Consider the following 23,516-nt stretch of genomic DNA (forward strand, 5'->3'; position numbering starts at 1 on the left):
TGGGGCGGACCCGGAGTCCCGGGCCCGCCCGCCCCGTCACCGCGTCAGCGCATGCCCCGGGAGAAGACCGCCACGGTGCGGCCGGGCACGGTGAACGTGCCGGATTCCGCCGCGTACGAGGACGTCTTGACGACGGGGTCCGCACCGGCGGACTGCACCGGGTGCAGTGCGTAGTGCTTCCCGGCGAGGGAGGCGACTGTCTGCTGCCTGCTGTCTGGCGTCGCGTTGAAGACGACGACCAGGTCGCCCAGCTCCATGGTGATCACACCGGGGGTCTCGTCCTTCCCGGAGAGCGGGAAGGAGAGCTGCGACTGCACCTTGCCGGTGGTGTCGAGGGAGAAGGCGGGCTCGGTCGTACGGATCTTCAGCAGGTCCCGGTACGCGGCCGAGGCGCCGTCGATCTGGTCACAGCCCACCTTGACGGAGCCCAGCAGGGGCTTGGCGTAGTCCCACTTGGACTTGTTGTCGGCTGCCATCGGCAGTCCGCGCCCGAAGCCGTTGCCGTCCCGGCAGTCCCAGTGGATGGCGTTGAACCAGTCGCCGCTGTCGTAGGAATTGCGGTCCAGGGACTTGGAGCGCAGCAGGTCGGAGCCGGCCTGGGAGAGCGACGGGCCCTGTGAGAGGCCGGCCGTGGCCATGGCGAGGACCTGCATACGGGCCCGGTCGGCCGCCGAGGTGTCCTTCGGCAGCTTGTAGGCGAGCGCGTCGAACAGCGACTCGTTGTCGTGCGCGTCGGCGTAGGCGAGCGCGTCACCGGGTGCGTCCGCGTAGCCCGCGGGTGCTCCGTTGTAGTCGACCTCGGCGCCGGTGACCTTCTTGCCGCCGGTGTCGGTGAAGCGGTAGGCGGCGAGGTTGCCGGTGAGGCCGACCTTGACGAGGTCCTGGTAGTGCAGCAGGCGGGCCTTCTGCTCGGCCTTCGTCCCGTTGTCCGCGGCGGGGTTGGGGTCGGTGTACAGGCCGGAGGCGAAGCCCTGGACGCCCGGGTCGTCGTCGAAGGGGCCGCCGCCGCGTACGGCGTCGCGGGCGCGGTCGGAGAAGGTCGCGATGCCGGTGCCGGCCATGTTCTGCTGAGTGGCCTGTTCGAAGCGGGCGTCGTTCGCGACCTCGCCGAAGTTCCAGCCCTCGCCGTACAAGATGATCTTCTTGCCGTCGACGCCGTCCTTCTTGAGGGTCAGCGCGTCCAGGGCCTTGCGGACCGCGAGGATGTTGGCCTTCGGGTGGTGGCCCATGAGGTCGAAGCGGAAGCCGTCGACCTTGTACTCCTTGGCCCAGGTGACGATCGAGTCCACGACCAGCTTGCCCATCATCGCGTTCTCGGGCGCGGTGTTCGCGCAGCAGGTGCTGTTGGCCACCGAGCCGTCGGCGAGCAGACGCTGATAGTAACCCGGCACGACCTGGTCCAGAACGCTGGTGTCCGCCTGCCCGGCGGCCGCCGTGTGGTTGTAGACGACGTCCATGACGACCCGCAGGCCGTCCTCGTTCAGCGCCTTGACCATGTCGCGGAACTCGACGGTGCGACGGGTGCCGTTCGGGTCGGTGGCGTAGGAGCCTTCGGGGACGGTGTAGTGGTACGGGTCGTAGCCCCAGTTGTAGGCGTCCTTCGCGGCGCTGGCGGCGACACACTCCTGCTGCCGGTCGGAGTCGGCCGGGTAGGACGCGAGGTCGCAGTCGGGGGTGGCCTGCTCGGACTTCTTCTCGGGGATCGTCGCGATGTCGAACGCGGGCAGCAGGTGCACGTAGGAGGTGCCCGCCTTCGCCAGCTCACGCAGGTGCTCGGAGCCGTCGCTGTTCTTGTCGGTGAAGGCGAGGTACGTGCCCCGGTCCTTGGCCGGCACGGTCGTGTCCGCGACGGAGAAGTCCCGGATGTGCAGCTCCTGGATCTGGGCGTCCCTGAGCGGCACGGCCTTGGGCTTGGTCAGCGTCGACCAGCCGCTCGGGGCCAGGGACTTGTCCTTCAGGTCGACGACCAGGCTGCGCTCGGAGTCGGTGGTCAGCGCCAGGGAGTACGGGTCGGTGACCTTGTTGGTGACGAGCTTGCGGACGCTGGGCGCCCACACCTTCACGATGTACCGGTAGGGCTTGTTCTTCCAGGACGCCGGGCCGGTGACGGACCAGACGCCGGTGGTGGCGTCGCGCTTCATGGCGACCGTGGAACCGTCCAGCTCCAGTGAGACGCTCTGCGCGGTCGGCGCCCACACGGCCAGCGTGGGACGGCCGCCCCGGAAGGTCGGCCCGAGGTCGGCCTTCGTGGCGTCGTACACGTCGTCCAGCACACCGGCGATCTGGACACCCGTCGCCGCGAGCACGGCGCCGTTCGCGGCCCGCTGGGAGGCGACGATCTGGCCGCTCAGGGCCTCGCGCACCCGGTCGCGGTCGCGCGGGTCGACGGACCAGGCGGTGTAGTCCTTCAGGTGGGGGAACTTCGCCTTCTGGGCGTCGGTCAAGGTCGTCTTCGTCAGCCGCAGCCAGCGCTCGTCGTCGCTGGTGAGCGTGGAGTCCTTGACGGTGATCGAACCGCCCGGGGAGTACACGAGCTGGGTGGAGGCGGCACCCTCGACGCCGTTCCAGGCGAGGGTGTTCCGGTCGATCCAGACCGCCTTGGAGGTGGTCAGGTCCAGGGCGGCGGCGCTGCCCGCGGGCTGCGGAAGCAGGTACTTCTCCTGGCCACTGAGCAGCCACACCTCGTGGCCGTTGGCCTTGAGGTCGAGGGACTGGTCGGTGGGGAGGTCCTTGTCGTCGCCCTTGTGGACGATGTAGCTGAGGCTGGTGGCACCGTCGGTGAGCGGTACCTCGAAGACCGCGCCGTAGGCGTCGGTCCGCGTCGGCCGCAACGGCTTCGACCAGTCGGTGGGGTTCGCGGCGCCGGTCCACACGTGCAGGCCCCAGCCGTCGTAGTCACCGTCGGCGCGCTTGTAGTGGATGACCGCCTTGGTCTTGTCCTGCGCCGGGTAGTCGGCCGCCGGCCTCTCGGTGAGGACGGCCTCCTTGCCCTGCTCGACCCACACCTCGCCGGTCTTGGTGACGTCGATGGTGCGGTCGGCGGATACGTCCTTGGTGCCGTCCTTGTCGATCACGAGGAAGCCGACGTTGGAGGCGCCGGGCTTGAGCTTGACGTAGGCGAAGGCGCCGTACGCGTCCCGGCCGGTGAACGGGTGGCTGTCCGGCCAGGTCGTCGACTCGCCGTCGGCGAGGTCGCCCCAGGCGTACAGGCCCCAGTCGCCGTACTCGCCGTCGGCTCGCTTGTAGTGGACGATCGCGTAGTCGCGGGAGGAGGCGGTGGGGACCTCGGGCGCGGGCGGGGTGCCGGTGGTGGCGGCCGTGGCGCTCGCGGTCCGGCCGGCCGAGTCGATCACGACCGCCTTGTAGCGCAGGGCCGTTCCGGCCGGTACGTCCTTGCCGATGGTCTCGGTGACCTTGTACGGGGCGTGGTCGGCGGAGCCGAGGATGCGCCACGGGCCGTTGCCGACCTGGGCTGCGAAGACGACACGGTTCAGCTGTCCGCCCTCGACGTCCGCGGAGACCTCCACGGTGCCGGTGGCGCCCGCCTCCGGGGTCTTCAGGGTGAGCGTCGGCTTGGCGGCGGGTGCGTCGAGCTTGCCTTCGGCCTTGAGGACGACGGCGGACCGGGCCGGGACGGTGACCGTGACCTGCTTGTCGGCTGTGCTCGTGACGGATGCGTCGGTGCCGTACAGGCCGCGGAAGGTCATCCGTGCCGATCCGGTCGCGAAGGTCGCCGTCTTCTCCTCGTCCGCGTTGTTGAACGCGACGAGGTACTCGGTCGCGTCGGTGCCGGTGCGGGAGAAGGCGTAGACGCCCGCGCCGTCGGCCGCGTACCGCTCGGTCTGGACGCCGTCGGCGAGGGCGGGGTTGTCCTTGCGCAACTTGGCGAGAGCACTGATCTGCTGGTAGAGCGGCGCTCTCGTGTCGTAGGAGTCGCTGGCGTGGGTGCGGTCGGTGCCGATCTCGTCGTCGTCCAGGTAGTCCGCGACCTTGGAGGCGAACATCGTCTGCCGGGCGTCCTTGTCGCCGCCGGAGCCGGTGAAGCCCTGCTCGTCGCCGTAGTAGACGACCGGGTTGCCGCGACTGAGGAACATCAGCTCGTTGGCGAACCTGTCCTTCTTCAGCAGTTCGGCGTCGGTCGCCTTCGGGTTGTCCTGCTTCAGGAAGGTCCCGATGCGGCCCATGTCGTGGTTGCCGAGGAAGGTGACCTGTTCGTACGCGTTGGCCTTGTCGGTCGTGTACCGGTAGTCGTCACCGAAGACGGAGGCCAGCTTCCGGGCGTCGCCGCCCTGGGAGGCGTACTGGCGGGCCGCCTCCTGGAAGGGGAAGTCGAGGGTGGCGTCGAGGCGGCCCTGGGTGACGTACGGCGAGGTGGCCGAGGTGTCGGAGGAGTAGACCTCGCCGAACATGAAGAAGTCCTTGCGGCCCTGCTTGGCGGCGTAGGCGTCCAGCGCGGTCGCCCACTGCGTCCAGAACTCCATGTTCACGTGCTTCACGGTGTCGATCCGGAAGCCGTCGACGCCGAAGTCCCGCACCCAGCGCTCGTAGATCTTCTCCATGCCCGCGACGACCTCGGGACGCTCGGTCCACAGGTCATCAAGGCCGGAGAAGTCGCCGTACGCGGAGGACTCGCCGGCGAACGTGGAATCCCCACGGTTGTGGTACATCGTCGGGTCGTTGAGCCAGGCGGGGACCTTGGCGTTCTTCAGCGCGGGCGGCACGACGGGGGTACGCGGGAAGGAGGAGGCGTCCACCGCCGCGAAGCGCTTGGTGCCGTCGGCGTAGTCGGCGTCGTCGAAGGGCCGGCCGTCCTTCGTCAGGTACGGAAACGCGCCCTTGGAGAGGTAGTCGTAGGACTTCTCCTGGTAGTCGACGACATCGGCGGTGTGGTTGGTGATGACGTCGAAGAAGACCTTCATGCCCTTGGCGTGCGCCTTCGAGATGAGGGTCTGGAGGTCCTTGTTGGTGCCGAAGTGGGGGTCGACCTGAGTGAAGTCGGTGATCCAGTAACCGTGGTAGCCGGCGGAAGCGTCGGCGCCGGTGCCCTGGACGGGCCGGTTCTTGAAGATCGGGGCCATCCAGATGGCGGTGGTACCGAGGCCCTTGATGTAGTCGAGCCGGTCCGTCAGGCCCTTGAGGTCACCGCCCTGGTAGAAGCCCTTGTCGGTGGGGTCGTAGCCGGTGGCCAGGCGTGAACCGGTCAGGCCGCCGCGGTCGTTGGAGGTGTCGCCGTTGGCGAAACGATCCGGCAGCACGAAGTAGAACTGATCGCGGGTGGCGTCGTGCCGGGCGGGCTGCGCCACGAGTTGCGCGTCGGACGGGGGCGCGGGCGGCGTCGCGGCCCGCGCGGCGAAGGGCTGCAGGAGCGCGACGGTGAGCGCGGCGGTGACGGTGGCCGCGACCCTTCTTCGATACGGGGTGCGACGCGCCTGGGGCGCGGGCGGTCTCGGTATCACGGGCGAGAACTCCTTGCGGTGACGGCTCGTTGGGGTCGCGTGGGTCCGACCCCTCGCCGCGGGACGGTACGGTCGCCGGGCGCCCGCGCGACCGTACCGTCGAGGAAAGGCTTGCAGCAAGAGGTGTGAAAGACAGAGCAAGAGCTTTCAGCAGCTGCGTGGTCGAGCCTGAAGTGGTCGGTCAGCAGCTCGATTTGCCCGCGTACAGAGCGAGAGCGGTGTTCGGGGCGAGCGACGCCTGGAACCAGCCGCTGCTGTCAACCGTCACGGTCCTGTTGCCCTGCACATCACAGTAGGTGCCGGCGGGCAGCGATGTCTCGTACGACCGGTCGGCTGTCGTGCTCTCGTGGTTGATCACCACGTAGCCCTTGCTGCCGCGGCCGAACGCGATGAGGTTGTTGCCGTTGTCCCACCACTTGGTGACCGCCGCGCCGCGGGTGGCGTTACGGAAGGCGACCATCGACTTGATCTCCGGCCAGGCGTGCTGGCACTTCCAGCCGTTCTGCCAGCAGGCGCTCACCTGGCCGCCGTTCGGCGGCCCCGCGTCCACATTTGACCACTCGTAGCCGGAGTTGATGTCGGGAGCGCCATAGGGCCAGGCCAGCATGAAGACGTTCGCCAGGGTGTAGTTGGCGCCGTTCTTGTAGTTCAGGGTCGAGCCGTTGCGCTCGGTGTCGTGGTTGTCGACGAAGACGCCCGCGCCCGCGCCGTTCAAGTAGCCCCAGGGCTCGCCGAAGTTGGTGAGGTAGGCCAGCTTCTCGCTGTTGAAGACCCGTTTGAGGTCGTAGGCGTAGCGGAACTCCTGGACGTCTCCGTTACCGGTGTACTCGGTCGGCTGGACGGCCTCCCCCGCGCCGTAGATGACCTCTTGCTTCCAGTACGCGGACGGCTTGGTAAGCCTCGACTTGATGTTGGCCAGGTCGGCCGCCGGGATGTGCTTGGCGGCGTCGATACGGAAGCCGTCGACACCCAGGGTGAGCAGGTCGTTCATGTACCCGGCGATCGCCTTGCGGACGTACTCCTCGCCCGTGTCCAGATCGGCGAGGCCCACCAGTTCGCAGTGCTGGACGTTCCAGCGGTCCTGGTAGTTGGTGACCTGGGCGGTGCAGTCGTCGAAGTCGGCGGACGAGTACAGGCCCGGGTAGTTGTACTTGGTGTACGACGAGCCGCCCGTGCCGGTGCCGCTACCGGCCGACATATGGTTGATGACCGTGTCGGCGACGACCTTCACACCCGCCGCGTGGCAGGTGTTGACCATGTTCTGGAAGGCCGTGCGGTCACCGAGACGGCCCGCGATCTTGTAGCTGACCGGCTGGTACGACGTCCACCACTGGGAGCCCTGTATGTGCTCGGCGGGCGGGGACACCTGGACGTAGCCGTAGCCCGCCGGGCCGAGGGTGTTGGTGCACTCCTTGGCGACCGAGGCGAAGTTCCACTCGAAGAGGACCGCGGTGACGTCCTTGGTGCCGGGTGGGGCGGCGTGTGCGGTTCCGGCGGGGACGGCGAGGGCGACCGTCGCGGCCGCCGCGAGGGCGCGGGCGCCGGAGAGGGTTCTCTTGGCCATGTGGGGGGTTCCTTCTCTGTTGAAGGATCTGCTGTGGGGGGCCTGCCGGGGCGCTGGGACCCCGTGAAGGAAATTGCTGCAAACTTTCAGGAGCTTGCAGTGGAGCAGACCGTACGAGCCCCTGAGTTCGGGGGTCAACCCCCGGACATACTCCTGCCGCATATGTCCAATGGGGGCCGCATCGCGGGCGGTTGGGGCGTGCGGCCCCGTCGTCAGAAGACCGATCAGGCCACTGCGGCCAGTTCGCACCATACGACCTTGCCTCGGTTACCGTCGCGCGACAGCGGCTGCCAGCCCCACACGTCGGCGCAGGCCCGGACCAGTGCCAGCCCTCGCCCCTCCTCCATGTCGCCGAGCTGCTCCAGCGGCACGGGGGGCTCGCGCTCCCAGGCCTGGAGTTAGCCGTCCTCTGTTCTGACTCCCCATCGTTGTCAAGATCCTTGGCCGCCAGCCGCCCGGTCGACTACCGACGCTCCGAAAGCGTGACACTTCTGCCGGATCTGTCACACTTTCCAGCTGATACCCCCTCCCCCCGGGGCGCCACATGTTCTGGAATCGGTTGATCAGCCGATCAGAGCCTCAGTGATCTGACGAGTGGTCTGCGCGGCGACCCGCGGGTTGACGTCGGCGTAGGAGGTGTAGGCGTTCAGGCCCGTGGCCAGGGCCCAGCCGCGGCCCCGGGCCCAGGTGGCGTCGTCGACGCCGAGCGTGGCGCGGAACGCAGCCCGGCTCCCGGCAGACATCAAGGTGAAGGCGATGGTCAGGTCGCAGGCCGGGTCGCCGATACCGTGCTCGCCGAAGTCGATGACCGCGCTGAGGCAGCCGTCGACGGTCAGCAGGTTGCCGGTGTGGAAGTCGCCGTGGAACCAGACCGGAGGGCGATCCCATCCGGGGGCGCTCAGCGCCGCGTCCCACAGTTCGGTCATGGCCGCTGCGTCGAACGTACCGGCGACGTCCGCGATGGCGGCCCACGTCGCGCGGTCCCGGTCGGCCAGCGGCCGACCGGTGAGGTCCTCGCTAGCGTCCTCGACGGGGAAACCCTCAGGCACGAATTCCTGAAGAGCAGTGAGGAACTCCGCCAGTTGGACGGCAGCCCGGGACGAGTCGGCCAGGGCCTCCGTAGTCGCCACCTCGCCGTCCAGCCAGCGGGACACCGCCCACGGCCACGGATAGCCGAAGTCGGGCTCACCCACCCCCACCGGTACTGGGATGGCCAATGGCAGGTGCGGGGCGAGCCTGGGAAGCCACTCGGACTCCTTCATGGCCTGCCTGATGGCCCCTGCATGGCGGGGCAGCCGAACGGACAGGTCCTCGCCCAGTTGGTAGATCACGTGGTCCGAACCGGCCGGTTCGAACAGCCTCAGAGGCAACTCGGCCCACTGCGGGAACTGCGTATCGACCAGGCGCCTGGCCAGTGCGGCATCGATCGTGGGGCGGGGGTCCGCGGTACCAGTTGACAAGAGCAACTCCTGCGGTGGGCCCGCTCCATGCGGCGGGCAGTCGGAGCCATGACAGTGCCCCCTGGACGTGTCTGTCGATCGGTTTTCTCGACTGGAACTCCTCCGTCACGCGCGCGCCTGCCGAAGCCGCCCCAGCCTCTTCCCCGTCCACGTGCTTGAAGTCGTCGCTCACCACCCCGGACTGTTGCATGAGCGACCACCTGGGAAACGGGGAAGGCACTGTGCGGGGCTGTCGGAGCCGTCATGATCTGAGAACACGACAGTGAGGACTTCAGGGGTGACTGTGCGCGCTGACACAACCATCCAGGACCGCTACCGGTTGCAGCACCTGCTCGGCGCGGGGGGCTTCGGGCAGGTCTGGAAGGCGACGGATCTGACTCTCGAACGTGAGGTGGCGGTCAAGTTCGCCACCTCGCTCGCCGATGACCCGCAGTCGGTGGCCCGTTTCACCGCCGAGGCCCGCAAACTCGCCCGGCTGCATCATCCCGGCGTCGTCACCGTCCACGACGCCGGAACAGTCACCGACGACGGCCACGCGGTGCCCTACCTAGTCATGGAACTGCTGCACGGCGCGACCTGGCAGAAGAGCTCCTCCGTGGAATCGACGGAATCGGTCGTCCGGACGGGGGCAAGCCTGGCGGAGGCGCTCGCGCACATGCACGAGAAGGGCATTGTGCACCGGGACATCAAGCCCGCGAACATCATGATCTGCGCGGACGGGAAGGCCGTGCTGATGGACCTGGGAATTGCCCGGGAGTTCTCCAACCTCACCACGGTCACTGCCACCGTTTCCCCTGGAACCCTTGCCTATATGGCCCCGGAACAGCTCGCGGGAGCACCGGCCTCAGCCCCCTCCGACGTCTACGCGCTGGGCTTGGTCATGATCGAGAAGGTCACCGGCAAGCGTGGCCCCGCCGCGCAGCTCCCTGCCCCTGACCGGGCCGCCCTCCCTCCCGACCTCCGCGCACTGCTCGATCGAATGACCGCCCTGGATCCGAGTGAGCGCCCCGCCGCCGCCGAATGCCGGGAACTGCTGGGGCGATCGCTGTTGTCCCACGTGCCCTCCCTGGCCGAACCATCGCGGCCAAGGCCGGCTCAGAAGGCTCAGAAGGCTCAGAAGGCTCAGAAGGCTCCGGGACCCTGGGCCCAGTGGGAGCGGTTCGGCCCGCCGGCGGCCGTATTCGTGCTCATCAACGTGTCGTCCGACTTCTGGTACACGCGCCCCGAGACCAATACGGGCTGGCTCTTCTCGATCTGGCTTGTACGCGTTCTCATGGTGGGCCTTCTCGTATGCACGGCAGTACTGACGCCGCACTCCAAAGGCGTCACCCGAGGTGTGGGTTATGTGTTCGCGGCCTGCAACGCCGCTGGCTTCGTGCTGGGGGTGACCCTGGGAGCGGGGCCCACACTCGCCCACAACTTGCCGCTGTTCAACACGGCGATCTTCCTGAGCATCGCAGCGTACTGCTACCGCGACTTCAAGACCCGCCGTGGTTGACGTGCTCCCTGGCCTAAAGTCCAGGGATTCCGACCTGGGTCGGGTGACCCTTCGAGGGGCGGGCGCGGCGCAGGCCCAGCTCCCGGTCGCCGGCCGTAGGCCCGGTAGTTGTAGCGGAGCCGCATAAAGCGAGACCCTACCTACGATCGATCCCATAGATGGCCGCAAGTCTTCCGGTAAAGACGCCGGGGCCCGCCGTCCCCCACGGACGGCGGGCCCCTGACATCGCTGAGAAGCGCGCGTGTGGCGTCAGCCGGTGGTCCACCACACCGTCGTGTCCGCAGGAAGCTCGGCCTCGCTGCCCGCGACCTTCACCTCCGTGCTGGCGACCAGGACACGGCCGTACGACGGGATCGTCACCGTCTCGCCCGTGGTGTTCGCGACGCACACGAACTCGCCGCGGCGGAACGCCAGGACGCCCTCGGGGGCCGTCAGCCACTCCACGGCCTCGCCGGCGCCGAGATCGGGGTGGTCCCGGCGGGTCGTGAGCGCCGTGCGGTACAACTCCAGGGTGGAGCCCGGCGCGCCCTGCTGGGCCTCGACGCTCAGCTCGCCCCAGCCCTCGGGCTGCGGCAGCCAGCTACCACCGTTACCGAAGCCGTACGACGACCCGGCTCGCGTCCACGGGATCGGCACCCGGCAGCCGTCACGGAAGCCGTCCTGGCCCGCACCCCGGAAGAAGGCGGGGTCCTGGCGGACCTCGTCGGGGAGGTCCACGACGTCGGGCAGGCCCAGCTCCTCACCCTGGTACAGGTACGCCGATCCCGGCAGGGCCAGCATGAGCAGGGTGGCCGCGCGGGCGCGGCGCAGGCCCAGCTCCCGGTCGCCGGCCTCACGGATCTGGGTGCCGAGGGCGCGGGCGTGGGCGAAGCGGGTGGCGTGCCGGGTCACATCGTGGTTGGACAGCACCCAGGTCGCGGGGGCGCCGACCGGGCGCATCACGTCGAGGGTGCGGTCGATGACGGAACGCAGCTCGGCAGCGTCCCAATGGGTGCCCAGATACTGGAAGTTGAACGCCTGGTGCAGTTCGTCGGGGCGGACGTAGTTGGCGGTGCGCTCGACCGTCGGGGTCCAGGCCTCGGCGACGAAGATCCTCTCTCCCGCGTACTCGTCGAGGATGGTGCGCCACTGACGGTAGATGGCGTGCACGCCGTCCTGGTCGAAGAACGGCATGACATCGTTGCCCAGGAGCCTGAGCTGGTCATGGGCGCCGAGGTCCGGCAGGCCCTCTGCCTTCACCAGGCCGTGGGCGACGTCGATACGGAAGCCGTCGACGCCCATGTCGAGCCAGAAGCGGAGGATCGAGCGGAACTCGTCGCCGACGGCCGGGTGGTTCCAGTTGAAGTCGGGCTGCTCCGGAGCGAAGAGGTGGAGGTACCACTCGCCGTCCGGGACCCTGGTCCAGGCCGGGCCGCCGAAGATGGACTCCCAGTCGTTCGGCGGGAGTTCGCCCATCTCGCCCTTGCCCGGCCGGAAGTGGTAGCGCTCTCGCAGGGGCGAGCCCGGACCGTCCGCGAGCGCCCGCTTGAACCACTCGTGCTGGTCGGAGGAATGGTTGGGGACCAGGTCGACGATGATCCTCAAGCCCTGTTCGTGGGCCTCGCGGATCAGCGCGTCGGCGTCCATGAGGTTGCCGAACATGGGGTCCACGGCGCGGTAGTCGGCCACGTCGTAGCCGGCGTCGGCCTGCGGCGAGGCGTAGAAGGGGCTGATCCATACGGCGTCCACGCCGAGGTCGCGCAGATGGGGAAGTCGGGACCGTACGCCCTCCAGGTCGCCCATGCCGTCGCCGTTGCTGTCGGCGAAGCTGCGCGGATAGACCTGGTAGATCACCGCGTCCCGCCACCAGTCGCGGTGGGCGGCGACGGTGGCGAGGGCGGTGTTCGGGGCCGGGTCGGCGGAGTGCTGGCTCATGGCGTCCTTGCTGCGATGGGGGTCCCCCGCCCGGACGATGCCGGGAGCGGGGATGCTGTCGGGTCGTTGGCGTCGGGTACGGCTGCGGGTGACGAGGCGGCCACGGTGCCGGCAGGGTCTGGGGAGCCTGCTTGAAGGGCTCCGAGAATGGCACCGCCGCCACTCGCGCGGCAACGGCGCACGGGAGCTCTGTACGACGAAGGAGTCAGCCCTTCGTGCCGCCCGCGGTGAGGCCGGTCACCAGGTTCTTCTGCACGAGGTAGAAGAACAGCGAGGCGGGTATCGCGATCAGCACCGCGGTGGCGGCCATGAGGTTGCGCTGCGCGTCGTGCTCGCTGATGAAGCTCTGCAGGCCGACGGCGAAGGTGTACTTGTCGTCGGACAGCATGAACGTCGAGGCGAAGGCGACCTCGCCGAAGGCGGTGAGGAAGCTGTAGAAGGCGGCGACCGCGAGACCGGGCCTGGCCAGCGGCAGGATCAGCCGCAGGAAGGTACCGAACGGGGTGAGCCCGTCGACGCGCCCGGCCTCGTCGATCTCGAAGGGGATCGTGTCGAAGTAGCCCTTGAGCAGCCAGGCGCTGTAGGGCACGACCGTCGTGAAGTAGACGAGGATCAGGCCGAGGTAGGTGTCGATGAGGTCCAGGTCCGACAGGATCTGGTACATCGGCACCATCAGAACGGCGACCGGGAACATCTGGGTGACCAGCAGCACCCACATGAACTTCCGGTAGCCGGGGAAGCGCATGCGGGAGACGGCGTAGCCGCTGGTGGCGGCGAGGAGTACACCGATGGCGGTGGCGCCCAGGGTGACGATGAGCGAGCTCTTCAGCCAGTCGAAGAAGGCGGTGTGCTGGAGGACGAACGAGTAGTTGTCGAACGTCATCTTGTGCCAGATCTGCCCGGGGTGCAGATAGTCGTCCTTGTCCGGGCCGAGGGACAGGAAGATCAGCCAGGCGATCGGGAGGAACGCGATCAGGCTCGCCACGATCAGCAGGGCGTGCGAGGCGAGGGTGGCGAGGGGGCCGTTCTCACTGCGGCCACGCCTGCGGCGCGGGGTGGCCGCGGGAGTCGGTCCTGTCTCCTCGGCGGAGGTCTCGACAGTGGTGGTACTCATGGGAACTCCTGCCTCAGATCGCGAGCTGCTGGTCATTGCGGTTCAGCCAGCGGCGGTAGAAGGAGGTGAAGACGATCAGGATGGCCAGTAGCAGGATGCCGTAGGCCGCGGACTGCGCGAAGTCACGCGGCTGCTGTCCGAAGCCCAGGAAGTACGCCCAGGTGACGAGGATCTGGGCGTCCGGGGCGGTCTTGCCGAACAACAGGAAGATGATGGCGAACTGGTTGAAGGTCCAGATGACGCCGAGGAGCACCACGGTGGAGCTGACCGCCCGCAGGCCGGGCAGGGTGACGTAGCGGAAGCGCTGCAAGGCGCTCGCGCCGTCCATCTCGGCCGCCTCGTACAGCGAGGTGTCGATGGCCTGGAGGCCGCCGAGCAGGGAGAGCATCATGAACGGCACACCGCACCAGGTGTTCACCATGATCGCGGAGAACCGCTGCCAGAAGGTGTCCTCCAGCCACGCCGGCGTCGGCAGGTGCAGCCAGTCGAGGGCGGAGTTGATGATGCCGCCGTCGGCGAGCATGAAGCGCCAGCCGAAGACGGTGACGAAGGTGGGCACGGCCCAGGGCAGGACCAGCACCATGCGGTAGAAGACGCGCCCGCGGAACTTCTGGTTGAGCAGCAGCGCGAGGCCGAGCCCGATGGAGTAGTGCAGGGCGACACAGACGGCCGTCCACACGATCGTCCAGATGAAGTGCGACCAGAAGCGATCGTAGGAGGTCGGCCCGAAGAGGATGTCCTTGTAGTTGTCCAGGCCGACGAACTGGTACGTGGCGTCGATGTGGTTGACGCCGATCGTGCGGGCGGTGTTGAGGCTGTTGGCGTCGGTGAGGGTCAGGTAGAGGCCGTACACCAGGGGGTAGAGCACGAGGACGCCGAGCACGATCACCACGGGCGCGATCATCGCGTACGCGTACCAGTGCTTCTGGTAACTCTGCTTCAGACGCCGGCCCAGGCCGGGCCGCGGCGCGCGGTCACCTCGGCGTTTGCCGGTCGCGCGGTCGATGGCGACTGTCATGGTTCGACAACCTTCGTCAAGATCTACGGATCAAGGAGGGGGCCTGGGCACAGGCCGGTGGCCGCCGGATCCTTCCCCCCTTGCTGGAGGATCCGACGGCCACACGGGACTTACTTGCTGAAGTCCGGGACCAGCTTGGTGATCGCGATCTCCGCGTTGCTCAGGCCCTTGTCCAGCGACTCCTTGCCGCCCGCGACCTTGGTCAGCTCGGTGTCGAGCGGGCCCCACAGCGAGCTGTACTCGGGCAGCTCCGGGCGCGGCTGGGCGGCGGAGAGCACGCCCTGGTAGCCGGCGATGCCCGGGTCGGCCTTGACCTTGTCGGTGTAGGCGTCGTCACGCGTGGGCAGCGTGGAGTTCTTCAGGGCGATGGCCTCCTGGGTCTTGGCGGAGGTCATGAAGTTCACGAACTTCAGCGCCGCTTCCTGGTGGGCCTTGTCCGAACCGGCGTACACGGAGAGGTTGTGACCGCCGGTCGGCGCGCCCGCCTTGCCGGTGGAACCGGCCGGGACGGTCGCGATGCCGAGGTTGGACTTGTCCTTGAAGGCGTCGCCCTTGTAGAAGTTCGTGATCTCCCAGGGGCCCTGGATGATCGCGGCGACCTTGCCGTTGACGAACGAGTCCATGATGTGGCCGTAGGCCTCGGCGGTGGTGTCGGCCTTGTGCAGGCCCTTGCCGGAGAACGTGCTCAGCCAGGTGCCGTACGCCTTCTTCGCGGCGGGCGAGTTCACGGTGATCTTCTTGGCGGTGGCGTCGACGGTGTCGGTGCCCTCGCCGTAGAGGAAGGTCTGCGCGTAGTAGGCCTGGGTGGCGGAGCCCCAGTAGCCGTCGGCGCCGGTCTTGTCCTTGATCTTCGCGGCGGCGGACTTCAGCTCGTCCCAGGTGGTGGGCGCCTTGGTGATGCCGGCCTGCTTGAAGAGCTTCTTGTTGTAGACCAGCGCGAGGGTGTCGGTGACCAGCGGCACGCCGTAGGTCTTGCCCTCGTACTGGGCCTGCTTGATCAGGCTGGGCTGGAACTTGGCCTGGTCCTTGAGGGCCTCGGTGCCGTCCAGCGGCAGGAAGTAGCCCTTCTTCGCGAAGGCGGGGGTCCAGCCGACCTCGGAGCGCAGCACGTCGGGGGCGCCCTTGGAGCCGGCGGCGGTGTCGAACTTGTTCTGCGCCTGGTCGAAGGTGACGTCGACGTACTTGACCTTGATCTTCGGGTTGGCCGCCTCGAAGTCCTTGACCAGTGCCTTGTACGTCGGCGCCTCATTGGTGGCGTTGGAGGTGTCCCACCAGGTGATGGTGACCGGGCCGTCCGACTTGTCGCTGCCGCTGTCACTGCCGCAGGCCGTCGCCGTGAGGGCGACGGACGCCACCAGCGCGGTGGCCGCTATGCCACGCCGCATGAGTTCTCCTTGAGGGTGAAAGCCCGTGGGGGCGAGGAGACGGTTCGCTCCGCCGTCCTCTGCCGACTTGCCGACTGCGCCGGTGCCCCGCTCGAGCGAAGCCGAGAGCGAGGGAGGCCGCCGGGCGACGTGAACGTAACAGCGATGCAACCATTGCGAAAGGTCTTGCAGAAAAAAAGTGCAAGAAGTCATGACAGTTACCCGCCTGTGACCTGGTCGAAAGGGGCCGTAGCCTTGACCTCGGGGCTGCTCTGGGGGGCGTTCGGCCCTTGTGCAAGACTCTGCAAGCTCTTGCCACATGCGCCGGGCGGGGGAATCATCCCGTTGCAAACCGAATACCGACCAGAACACCAGGGAGCGCGATGACGCAGCAACCCGCAACGGGCCGTTCGACCGGGCGGGCCCGGCGACCGTCTGGTGGGCAAGCGGAGAGGCGGCCGGTACAGTCCGGTGCCGTGACCACACGGCTTGCCGACATCGCAGCCCAAGCGGGGGTCAGCGAAGCGACTGTCAGCCGCGTCCTGAACGGGAAGCCGGGCGTCGCCGCGACCACCCGCCAGTCCGTCCTGGCCGCCCTCGACGTCCTGGGCTACGAGCGTCCGGTCCGTCTGCGCCAGCGCAGCGAGGGACTGGTGGGCCTGATCACCCCGGAGCTGGAGAACCCGATCTTCCCGGCCCTCGCCCAGGTCATCGGTCAGGCGCTGACGCGGCAGGGGTACACCCCGGTGCTGGCGACCCAGACGCCGGGCGGCTCCACGGAGGACGAGCTGACCGAGATGCTGGTGGACCGCGGGGTCGCGGGCATCATCTACGTCTCCGGGCTGCACGCGGACACCACGGCCGACATGCAGCGCTATGAGCGGCTGCGGGCCCAAGGTGTGCCCTTCGTACTGGTGGACGGGTTCTCCCCGAAGGTGCAGGCGCCGTTCATCTCCCCCGACGACCGCGCCGCGATGACACTGGCGGTCACGCATCTGGTGTCCCTGGGGCACACCCGGATCGGTCTGGCCCTCGGGCCGAAGCGGTTCGTGCCGGTGCAGCGGAAGATCGAGGGTTTCGTACGCGCGATGCAGGAGCAGCTCGGGCTGAGTGCCGAGGATGTCGAGGCACGGCTGGTCCAGCACTCGCTGTACACGCTGGAGGGCGGCCAGGCGGCGGCGTCCGCGCTCATCGACCGGGACTGCACGGCGGTGGTGTGCGCGAGCGACATGATGGCGCTGGGGGCGATACGCGCGGCGCGGCAGCGGGGCCTGGAAGTCCCCACGGACATCTCGGTGGTGGGCTTCGACGACTCCCCGCTCATCGCCTTCACGGACCCGCCGCTGACGACGATCCGCAAGCCGGTGCCGGCGATGGGGCAGGCGGCCGTGCGCACGCTGCTGGAGGAGATCGGCGGGACGCCCGCGCCGCACAGCGAATTCGTGTTCATGCCGGAGCTGGTGGTGCGGGGTTCGACCGCATCGGCGCCTGGGGCCCGGAGTCGTACCTAGGCAGTAGTTCCCCGGCTGCGCGGGGGGTCGCAGGGTGGAGAACATGCCGCCGGAACCGTTCCGAGGGATGAACGGTGGCGAATGCCGCATCTGGCAGACTCTGTGCCTATGGTTGAAAGGACCGCGCCGACACTGGGGGGCCAGGGGCAGGCCGCTCCACAACCCGTCACGGACAAGGCAGCGCAGGAGCGCGCGCGGCAGAGCCTCTTGCGCCGGCTGCGCATCCCTCGCCGTCCGCGCTTCTGGTTCGAAATCCTGCTGATCGCGGTGAGTTACTGGACCTACTCGCTGATCCGAAACGCGGTGCCGGAGCAGAAGACCGAGGCGCTGAACAACGCGGACTGGCTGTGGCGGTTGGAGCACCATCTGGGGATCGCCGTCGAGGACTCGGTCAACCGCGCCCTGAACTCGGCCACTTGGCTGATCGTCGGAATGAACTACTACTACGCGACACTGCACTTCGTGGTGACGTTGGGTGTGCTGGTGTGGCTGTACCGCAGCCATCCGGGCCGTTACACGGCGGCGAGACTGGCCCTGTTCGCCACGACGGCGGTGGCGCTGCTCGGCTACTACTTCTTCCCGCTCGCGCCACCGCGCCTGATGACCGGCACCGACTTCATCGACACGGTGGTGGTGCACCAGACCTGGGGCTCGATGGCGTCGGGCGACCTGAAGCACATGTCGAACCAGTACGCGGCGATGCCCTCGATGCATATCGGGTGGTCGTTGTGGTGCGGCCTGATGATCTACGCGCTGGCGAAGGTGCCGTGGGTACGGGTACTGGGTGTGCTGTACCCGGCGACGACCCTCGCGGTGATCGTCGCGACCGCCAACCACTTCTGGCTGGACGCGGTGGGCGGCATGGTGTGCCTGACGTTCGGCTTCACCGCGTCGCGACTGTGGTACGGAGCCCTGCCGTACACCCTGCCGCGGTGGGTGACGGGGCCGGGCGCGCCGGCGTTGCTGCCCGCGAAGGTGTGAGGGACGGCGCCCCCGTGCCGTCGTCGGCCTCAGCCCGTGGTCAGGCCCCGTAGAAGAGCTCCTCCACAACCGCCCGGGCCCTGCGCGTCGTACGCCGGTAGTCCTCGAGCATGTCCCCCACATGGCCGGGCCCGTAGCCCAGACAGCGGCCCACCGCGGCGAGTTCCCTGCTCTGGGACGGAAACGTGTCGCCTGCCCGCCCTCGTACCAGCATCACGGCGTTGCGCACCCGCGTCGCCAGGACCCAGGCCTCGTCCAGGATCGCCGCCTCCTCGGCCGGGATCAGCCCGGCGGCGCACGCGGCTGCGAGGGCGGTGCGGGTGCGGGTGGTGCGCAGGCCCGGTTCCGCCCAGCCGTGCCGCAGTTGCAGGAGCTGCACCGTCCATTCGACGTCCGACAGGCCGCCCCGGCCCAGCTTCGTGTGAAGTGTCTTGTCGGCGCCCCTCGGTAGCCGTTCCGACTCCATGCGGGCCTTCAGCCGCCGGATCTCGCGCACGGCGTCGTCGCCGAGACCCTCCATCGGGTAGCGCAGCGGGTCGATCAGCTCGATGAAACGGCGGCCCAGGTCCTCGTCCCCGGCGACCGGCTCGGCCCGCAGCAGCGCCTGTGACTCCCAGACCAGCGACCAGCGCCGGTAGTAGGCCGCGTACGACGTCAGGGTGCGCACCAGCGGCCCCGACTTGCCCTCCGGCCGCAGGTCGGCGTCGATCAGCAGCGGCGGGTCGGCGCTCGTGATCTGGAGCAGCCGGCGCATTTCCGCGACCACCTTGTTGGCGGCCTCGGCCGCCTCCCGCTCGTCGACGCCCTCCCTCGGCTCGTGGACGAACACCACGTCCGCGTCCGAGCCGTAGCCGAGTTCATGGCCGCCGAAGCGGCCCATGCCGATGACCGCGAACCGGGTGGGCAGGACGTCTCCCCAGCCCTCGCGGACGACCGCGCGGAGCGTGCCCGCCAGCGTCGCCGCCGTCAGGTCCGAGACAGCGCCGCCGACCAGGTCCACCAGCGCGCCCTGGTCCGGCCGGGCCGCCGCGTCCACGGTGTTGTCGTAACTGCCGACGATGTCCGCGGCGGCCGTACGGAACAGCTCGCGCCTTCGCACGCCGCGCGCCACCGTGACCGCCTGCTCGGCGTTGTCGGCGCGCCCGACCGCGGCGAGGATCTCCTGCTCCAGGTGGGCGCGCCCGCGCGGTTCGAGCCCGCCGCCGTCGCCGTCGCCGAGCAGGGCCACCGCCTCGGGTGCGCGCATCAGCAGGTCGGGAGCGAGTCGGCCCGCGGACAGCACGCGGGCGAGGTTCTCGGCCGCGGCGCCCTCGTCTCGCAGCAACCGCAGGTACCAGGGGGTCTTGCCGAGCGCGTCCGAGACCTTGCGGAAGGCGAGCAGGCCCGCGTCCGGGTCGGCGGAGTCGGCGAACCAGCCGAGCAGCACCGGCAGCAGAGTGCGCTGGATGGCGGCCCTGCGGGTGACGCCGGAGGCCAGCGCCTCCAGGTGGCGCAGGGCGGCCGCCGGGTCCGCGTAGCCAAGGGCGATCATGCGTTCGCGGGCTGCTTCCGTGCTCAACCGGGCTTCGCCTGGCGCGAGTTGGGCGACGGCGTCGAGCAGGGGGCGGTAGAAGAGCTTCTCGTGCAGGCGGCGTACGGCGCCGGTGTGCCGCCGCCACTCGAGGGTGAGCTCGCCGATCGGGTCGGGGCGCAGGCCCAGGGAGCGGCCGAGGCGGCGCAGGTCGGCCTCGTTCTTGGGGACGAGGTGGGTGCGGCGCAACTGGTAGAGCTGGAGGCGGTGCTCCATGGCGCGCAGGAAACGGTAGGCGTCCTCGAGTTGCACGGCGTCGACGCGCCCGATGTAGCCGCCGGCCGCCAGCGCCTTCAGCGCGTCCAGTGTGGTGCCGCTGCGCAGCGAGACGTCGGAGCGGCCGTGGACCAACTGGAGCAGTTGCACGGCGAACTCGACGTCCCGCAGGCCCCCCGGCCCGAGCTTCAGTTCCCGCTCGATCTCGCCCACGGGGATGTTCGCGACGACCCGGCGGCGCATCTCCTGCACGTCGGCGACGAAGTTCTCGCGTTCGGCGGCCTGCCAGACGAGGGGGGCGAGGGTGGCGACGTACTTCTCGCCCAGTTCGCTGTCGCCGGCCACCGGGCGCGCCTTGAGCAGGGCCTGGAACTCCCAGGTCTTGGCCCAGCGCTGGTAGTACGCGAGGTGACTGCTCAGGGTGCGCACCAGGGGGCCGTTGCGGCCCTCGGGCCGTAGGTTGGCGTCCACCGGCCAGATGGTGCCCTCGACCGTCGACTCGGAGCAGATCCGCATCATGTGCGAGGCGAGCCGGGTCGCGGCCTGCACGGCCTCGCTCTCGTCGGTGCCGTTCGCGGCCTCGCCGACGAAGATGACGTCCACGTCGGAGACGTAGTTCAGCTCGTGGCCGCCGCACTTGCCCATGGCGATCACCGCGAGCCGGCAGCGCACGGCGTCGTCGGGGGCCGCGGCGCAGGCGATGGCGAGGGCGGCGCGCAGGGTGGCGGTGGCGAGGTCGGCCAGTTCGGCGGCCGTCTGGGCGACGTCGATGGTGCCGCACACGTCGCGTGCGGCGATCGACAGCAGACAGCGGCGGTAGGCGACGCGCAACGAGACGGGGTCGGCGGCGTCGGCGAGTTGCCGCTCGAACTCCTCCACCCCGGGGTGCAGGTCCTGTAGCTCGTAGTTGACCAGCGCCTGCCAGTCGCCGGGGTGGCGGGCGAGGTGGTCGGCGAGCGCGGCGGAGGCGCCGAGGACCCCGAGCAGCCGGTCCCGCAGCGGCTTGGCCGAGATCAGCGTGTCGAGCAGCTCGCGCCGGGCGGTGGGATCGGGCTGCGCCTCGAGGAGCCGGACCAGGCCGTGAAGCGCCAGATCGGGGTCGGCGGTCGCGCCCAGGGCGTCGAGCAGCACGGGGTCGGACCTCACCGGCGCCAGCTCGACGCTCTCCAGGAGCCGCTCGGCGGCGGAGGGTGCGGTGAACCCGTGCCGCAGCAGCCGTGTGAAGGTGCTGCTCCTGCGCCCTGGCACCGTCATCGCGGCCTCCCGCCGAATCGCACATGTCCTGGCCAGAGCGTATCCGGAGGGACGGGCCCGGGTCCCGGCCGCGGGGCCCTGTCCTTCACCTTGGCCGCACCGGGAGCACCTCGCTGCTCTCGGCCATGAAGGAGGACCTGAAGCGGGTCGGATACCCGAAGAAGGTGTGGGACCTGGCGAGGCCGGAAACTCATGCGGTCGAGATCGGGCTCTACAGCGGCCAGGCATTCGGTCGCAGCGGAACTGGTGGCGCCGGCGAGGCTACGTCGGAGCGGTCAGCAGAGGGTCGGTAATGGGCGGTTGTCCGCTCCACATAGCGGCCGGCTTCCAGTTCGTAGACGACGAGCATGGGGGCCGGGTCGAACTCGAGTCGCCAGAAGTGCGGCCACCACCACGATCACACGGGCCGACCTCGTGCAGTCGAAGACGGTCGACGGAAAAATCGATTTCGCGCAGCGTCGTGCGGTGAAGGCGGCGGTCGCGGGCACAGTGACGGTCCCGGCCACGGGAGGGCACCACGGTCACCCGCGGTCAGGCACTGTACGAGCCGCCGACGTGAACGCGGGGCACATCACCAACACCGTCACCCCGTGCAAGCAGGTCAAGGAGCGCGGCGGAGACCACGGCAACGGCAAGCATGAGGTCATGCGCTGCGAGGTCACCAACACGGCGCAGGCGACGGCACCCGACCCGCAGGGCAACCAGGTCACCAGCAACAAGGCCACGGCCACCATCACCGTGAAGGTGGAGAAGAAGCAAGAGAAGGAAAAGGAGAAGGAGAAGGAGCACTGCCGCAAGCATCACGGCAGCCACGGGAAGTCCTACGGCGGGGACCGTTGCGACGAGCACGACGGCCATCACCGCCGGGTAGCCCAGCAGGCATGAGCGCATGACGAGCAGGTCCGGCTGACCGACGCGCAGTACGGACCGACTGGAGCATGGTGAGCGCGGGCTCGACCTCGGGCCGCGCTCACCGGCATGTCGCCGGCGCTCGGCGAGGGGCACTGATTCGGGCGTCGGCAGGCGGCCGACGGGTCCACACCCGTCGGCCCCTGCCGTCGAAGCAGCGGAACCTCTGCTCCGGACCGCGTCTACAGCACCGGCAGGTTCTTCCGCAGCTCGAACGCCGTCACCTCGGACCGGTACTCGTGCCACTCCGCCTGCTTGTTCCGCAGGAAGAAGTCGAAGACGTGCTCGCCGAGCGTCTCGGCGACCAGGTCGCTGCGCTCCATCAGGCCAAGAGCCTCGCCCAGGTTCTGCGGCAGCGGCTCGATGCCCATCGCGCGGCGCTCGGCGTTCGTCAGGGCCCACACGTCGTCCTCGGCGCCCGGCGGGAGTTCGTAGCCCTCCTCGATGCCCTTCAGGCCGGCGGCCAGCAGGACCGCGTAGGCCAGGTACGGGTTCGCGCCCGTGTCGAGCGAGCGGACCTCGACACGCGCCGAGCCCGTCTTGCCCGGCTTGTACATCGGGACACGGACCAGAGCGGAGCGGTTGTTGTGACCCCAGCAGATGTACGACGGCGCCTCTCCGCCCGCGCCCGCGGTGCGCTCGGAGCCGCCCCAGATGCGCTTGTAGGAGTTGACCCACTGGTTGGTGACCGCCGAGATCTCCGCCGCGTGCCTGAGCAGGCCCGCGATGAAGGAGCGGCCGACCTTCGACAACTGGTACTCGGCACCGGACTCGTAGAACGCGTTCCGGTCGCCCTCGAACAGGGACAGATGCGTGTGCATACCGCTGCCCGGGTGCTCCGAGAACGGCTTCGGCATGAACGTCGCCTGCACGCCCTGCTCCAGCGCGACCTGCTTCATGATCAGGCGGAAGGTCATGATGTTGTCGGCCGTGGAGAGCGCGTCTGCGTAGCGCAGGTCGATCTCCTGCTGGCCCGGAGCGCCCTCGTGGTGGGAGAACTCGACGGAGATGCCCATCGACTCCAGCATCGTGATCGCCTGGCGGCGGAAGTCCTGGCCGACGTTCTGCGGTGTGTAGTCGAAGTAGCCGGAGTTGTCGGCCGGGATCGGCGGGGTGCCGTCGAGGGGCCTGTTCTTCAGCAGGAAGAACTCGATCTCCGGGTGGGTGTAGAAGGTGAAGCCCAGATCGGAGGCGCGGGCGAGGGCTCGCCTGAGTACATACCTCGGATCGGCGAAGGATGGGGAGCCGTCGGGCATGAGGATGTCGCAGAACATCCGGGCCGCGCCCGGGGCCTCGGCACGCCACGGCAGGACCTGGAAGGTCGAGGGGTCCGGCTTGGCGATCATGTCGGACTCGTAGACCCGGGCGAAGCCCTCGATGGCGGAGCCGTCGAAGCCGATGCCCTCGTCGAAGGCCTGCTCCAGCTCGGCCGGCGCCACGGCCACCGACTTGAGAAAGCCCAGCACGTCCGTGAACCACAGGCGTACGAACCGGATGTCGCGCTCCTCCAACGTCCGAAGCACGAACTCCTGCTGCTTGTCCATCTTCCGCTTCCCCATCCTTGCTGGTCAGACCGCCTGCGTCCGCCGTCGTCGCGGGAGGCGGTCGGGCACCTGGGCATCACACCACACAGCGTTTCACGTGCGGTGCGGACCACGACCGCCCGAGCGAGCCCCGGCCGAACGCC

At 68.9% G+C, this 23,516-nt stretch carries 13 protein-coding genes and 2 pseudogenes; 5 read left to right on the forward strand and 10 right to left on the reverse strand.

Features of this window, described 5'->3' with window-relative positions:
- Window positions 1-44: 44 nt before the first annotated feature.
- The 4 genes and pseudogenes from pulA to ACWDEX_RS03895 form a co-directional block, all read right to left on the reverse strand.
- Window positions 45-5,456: a pullulanase-type alpha-1,6-glucosidase gene (pulA, locus tag ACWDEX_RS03880; RefSeq protein WP_450461564.1), complete on the reverse strand. Its 5,412-nt coding sequence runs from the start codon at window positions 5,454-5,456 to the stop codon at window positions 45-47.
- 181 nt (window positions 5,457-5,637) lie between these two features.
- Complete coding sequence (locus ACWDEX_RS03885) at window positions 5,638-7,020, reverse strand: alpha-amylase (protein ID WP_450461565.1); 1,383 nt, start codon at window positions 7,018-7,020, stop codon at window positions 5,638-5,640.
- A gap of 224 nt (window positions 7,021-7,244) precedes the next feature.
- Window positions 7,245-7,400: pseudogene (locus ACWDEX_RS03890) on the reverse strand (ATP-binding protein); the annotation flags it as partial.
- 183 nt (window positions 7,401-7,583) lie between these two features.
- Entirely contained in the window at window positions 7,584-8,480 is an 897-nt protein-coding gene (locus tag ACWDEX_RS03895) for an aminoglycoside phosphotransferase family protein (RefSeq protein ID WP_450461566.1), read from the reverse strand.
- Window positions 8,481-8,757: 277 nt separating this feature from the next.
- Between ACWDEX_RS03895 and ACWDEX_RS03900 the strand changes: the two genes are divergently transcribed.
- Window positions 8,758-9,978, forward strand: coding sequence for a serine/threonine-protein kinase (locus tag ACWDEX_RS03900; protein WP_450461567.1), 1,221 nt, complete (start codon window positions 8,758-8,760; stop codon window positions 9,976-9,978).
- A 249-nt stretch (window positions 9,979-10,227) separates the two neighbouring features.
- Here the strand turns inward: ACWDEX_RS03900 and ACWDEX_RS03905 are convergent, their stop codons facing one another.
- The 4 genes from ACWDEX_RS03905 to ACWDEX_RS03920 all read right to left on the reverse strand — a co-directional run bounded on the left by ACWDEX_RS03905 (window position 10,228) and on the right by ACWDEX_RS03920 (window position 15,409).
- Window positions 10,228-11,892 carry a glycoside hydrolase family 13 protein gene (locus ACWDEX_RS03905; protein WP_450461568.1) on the reverse strand — a complete coding sequence of 555 codons (1,665 nt, stop codon included), beginning with the start codon at window positions 11,890-11,892 and terminating at the stop codon, window positions 10,228-10,230.
- Between the two features lie 205 nt (window positions 11,893-12,097).
- Window positions 12,098-13,006 (reverse strand): sugar ABC transporter permease, encoded by a 909-nt coding sequence (locus ACWDEX_RS03910; protein ID WP_450461569.1) that lies wholly within the window; start codon window positions 13,004-13,006, stop codon window positions 12,098-12,100.
- 13 nt (window positions 13,007-13,019) lie between these two features.
- Window positions 13,020-14,024: a carbohydrate ABC transporter permease gene (locus ACWDEX_RS03915; protein WP_450461570.1), complete on the reverse strand. Its 1,005-nt coding sequence runs from the start codon at window positions 14,022-14,024 to the stop codon at window positions 13,020-13,022.
- Window positions 14,025-14,134: 110 nt separating this feature from the next.
- On the reverse strand, window positions 14,135-15,409 hold the full coding sequence (locus ACWDEX_RS03920; protein WP_450461571.1) for an extracellular solute-binding protein: 1,275 nt from the start codon (window positions 15,407-15,409) through the stop codon (window positions 14,135-14,137).
- A gap of 455 nt (window positions 15,410-15,864) precedes the next feature.
- Between ACWDEX_RS03920 and ACWDEX_RS03925 the strand changes: the two genes are divergently transcribed.
- The gene (locus ACWDEX_RS03925) at window positions 15,865-16,899 is read left to right on the forward strand and encodes a LacI family DNA-binding transcriptional regulator (RefSeq protein WP_450461572.1); all 1,035 of its coding nucleotides are present in this window, start codon (window positions 15,865-15,867) and stop codon (window positions 16,897-16,899) included.
- Window positions 16,900-17,007: 108 nt separating this feature from the next.
- Window positions 17,008-17,880 carry a phosphatase PAP2 family protein gene (locus ACWDEX_RS03930; RefSeq protein ID WP_450461573.1) on the forward strand — a complete coding sequence of 291 codons (873 nt, stop codon included), beginning with the start codon at window positions 17,008-17,010 and terminating at the stop codon, window positions 17,878-17,880.
- 40 nt (window positions 17,881-17,920) lie between these two features.
- Here the strand turns inward: ACWDEX_RS03930 and ACWDEX_RS03935 are convergent, their stop codons facing one another.
- The gene (locus tag ACWDEX_RS03935) at window positions 17,921-20,920 is read right to left on the reverse strand and encodes a bifunctional [glutamine synthetase] adenylyltransferase/[glutamine synthetase]-adenylyl-L-tyrosine phosphorylase (protein ID WP_450461574.1); all 3,000 of its coding nucleotides are present in this window, start codon (window positions 20,918-20,920) and stop codon (window positions 17,921-17,923) included.
- A 402-nt stretch (window positions 20,921-21,322) separates the two neighbouring features.
- On the opposite strand from ACWDEX_RS03935, the pseudogene ACWDEX_RS03940 reads away from it, so the two are divergent.
- Window positions 21,323-21,467 (forward strand): annotated as a pseudogene (locus ACWDEX_RS03940) (peptidoglycan-binding protein); the annotation flags it as partial.
- Window positions 21,468-21,475: 8 nt separating this feature from the next.
- Entirely contained in the window at window positions 21,476-21,805 is a 330-nt protein-coding gene (locus ACWDEX_RS03945; RefSeq protein WP_450461575.1) for a hypothetical protein, read from the forward strand.
- A 206-nt stretch (window positions 21,806-22,011) separates the two neighbouring features.
- Here ACWDEX_RS03945 and ACWDEX_RS03950 read toward each other — a convergent pair whose 3' ends face one another.
- Complete coding sequence (locus ACWDEX_RS03950; protein ID WP_450461576.1) at window positions 22,012-23,373, reverse strand: glutamine synthetase family protein; 1,362 nt, start codon at window positions 23,371-23,373, stop codon at window positions 22,012-22,014.
- Window positions 23,374-23,516: the final 143 nt, after the last annotated feature.

The sequence above is a fragment of the Streptomyces sp. NPDC001020 genome (assembly GCF_053599115.1).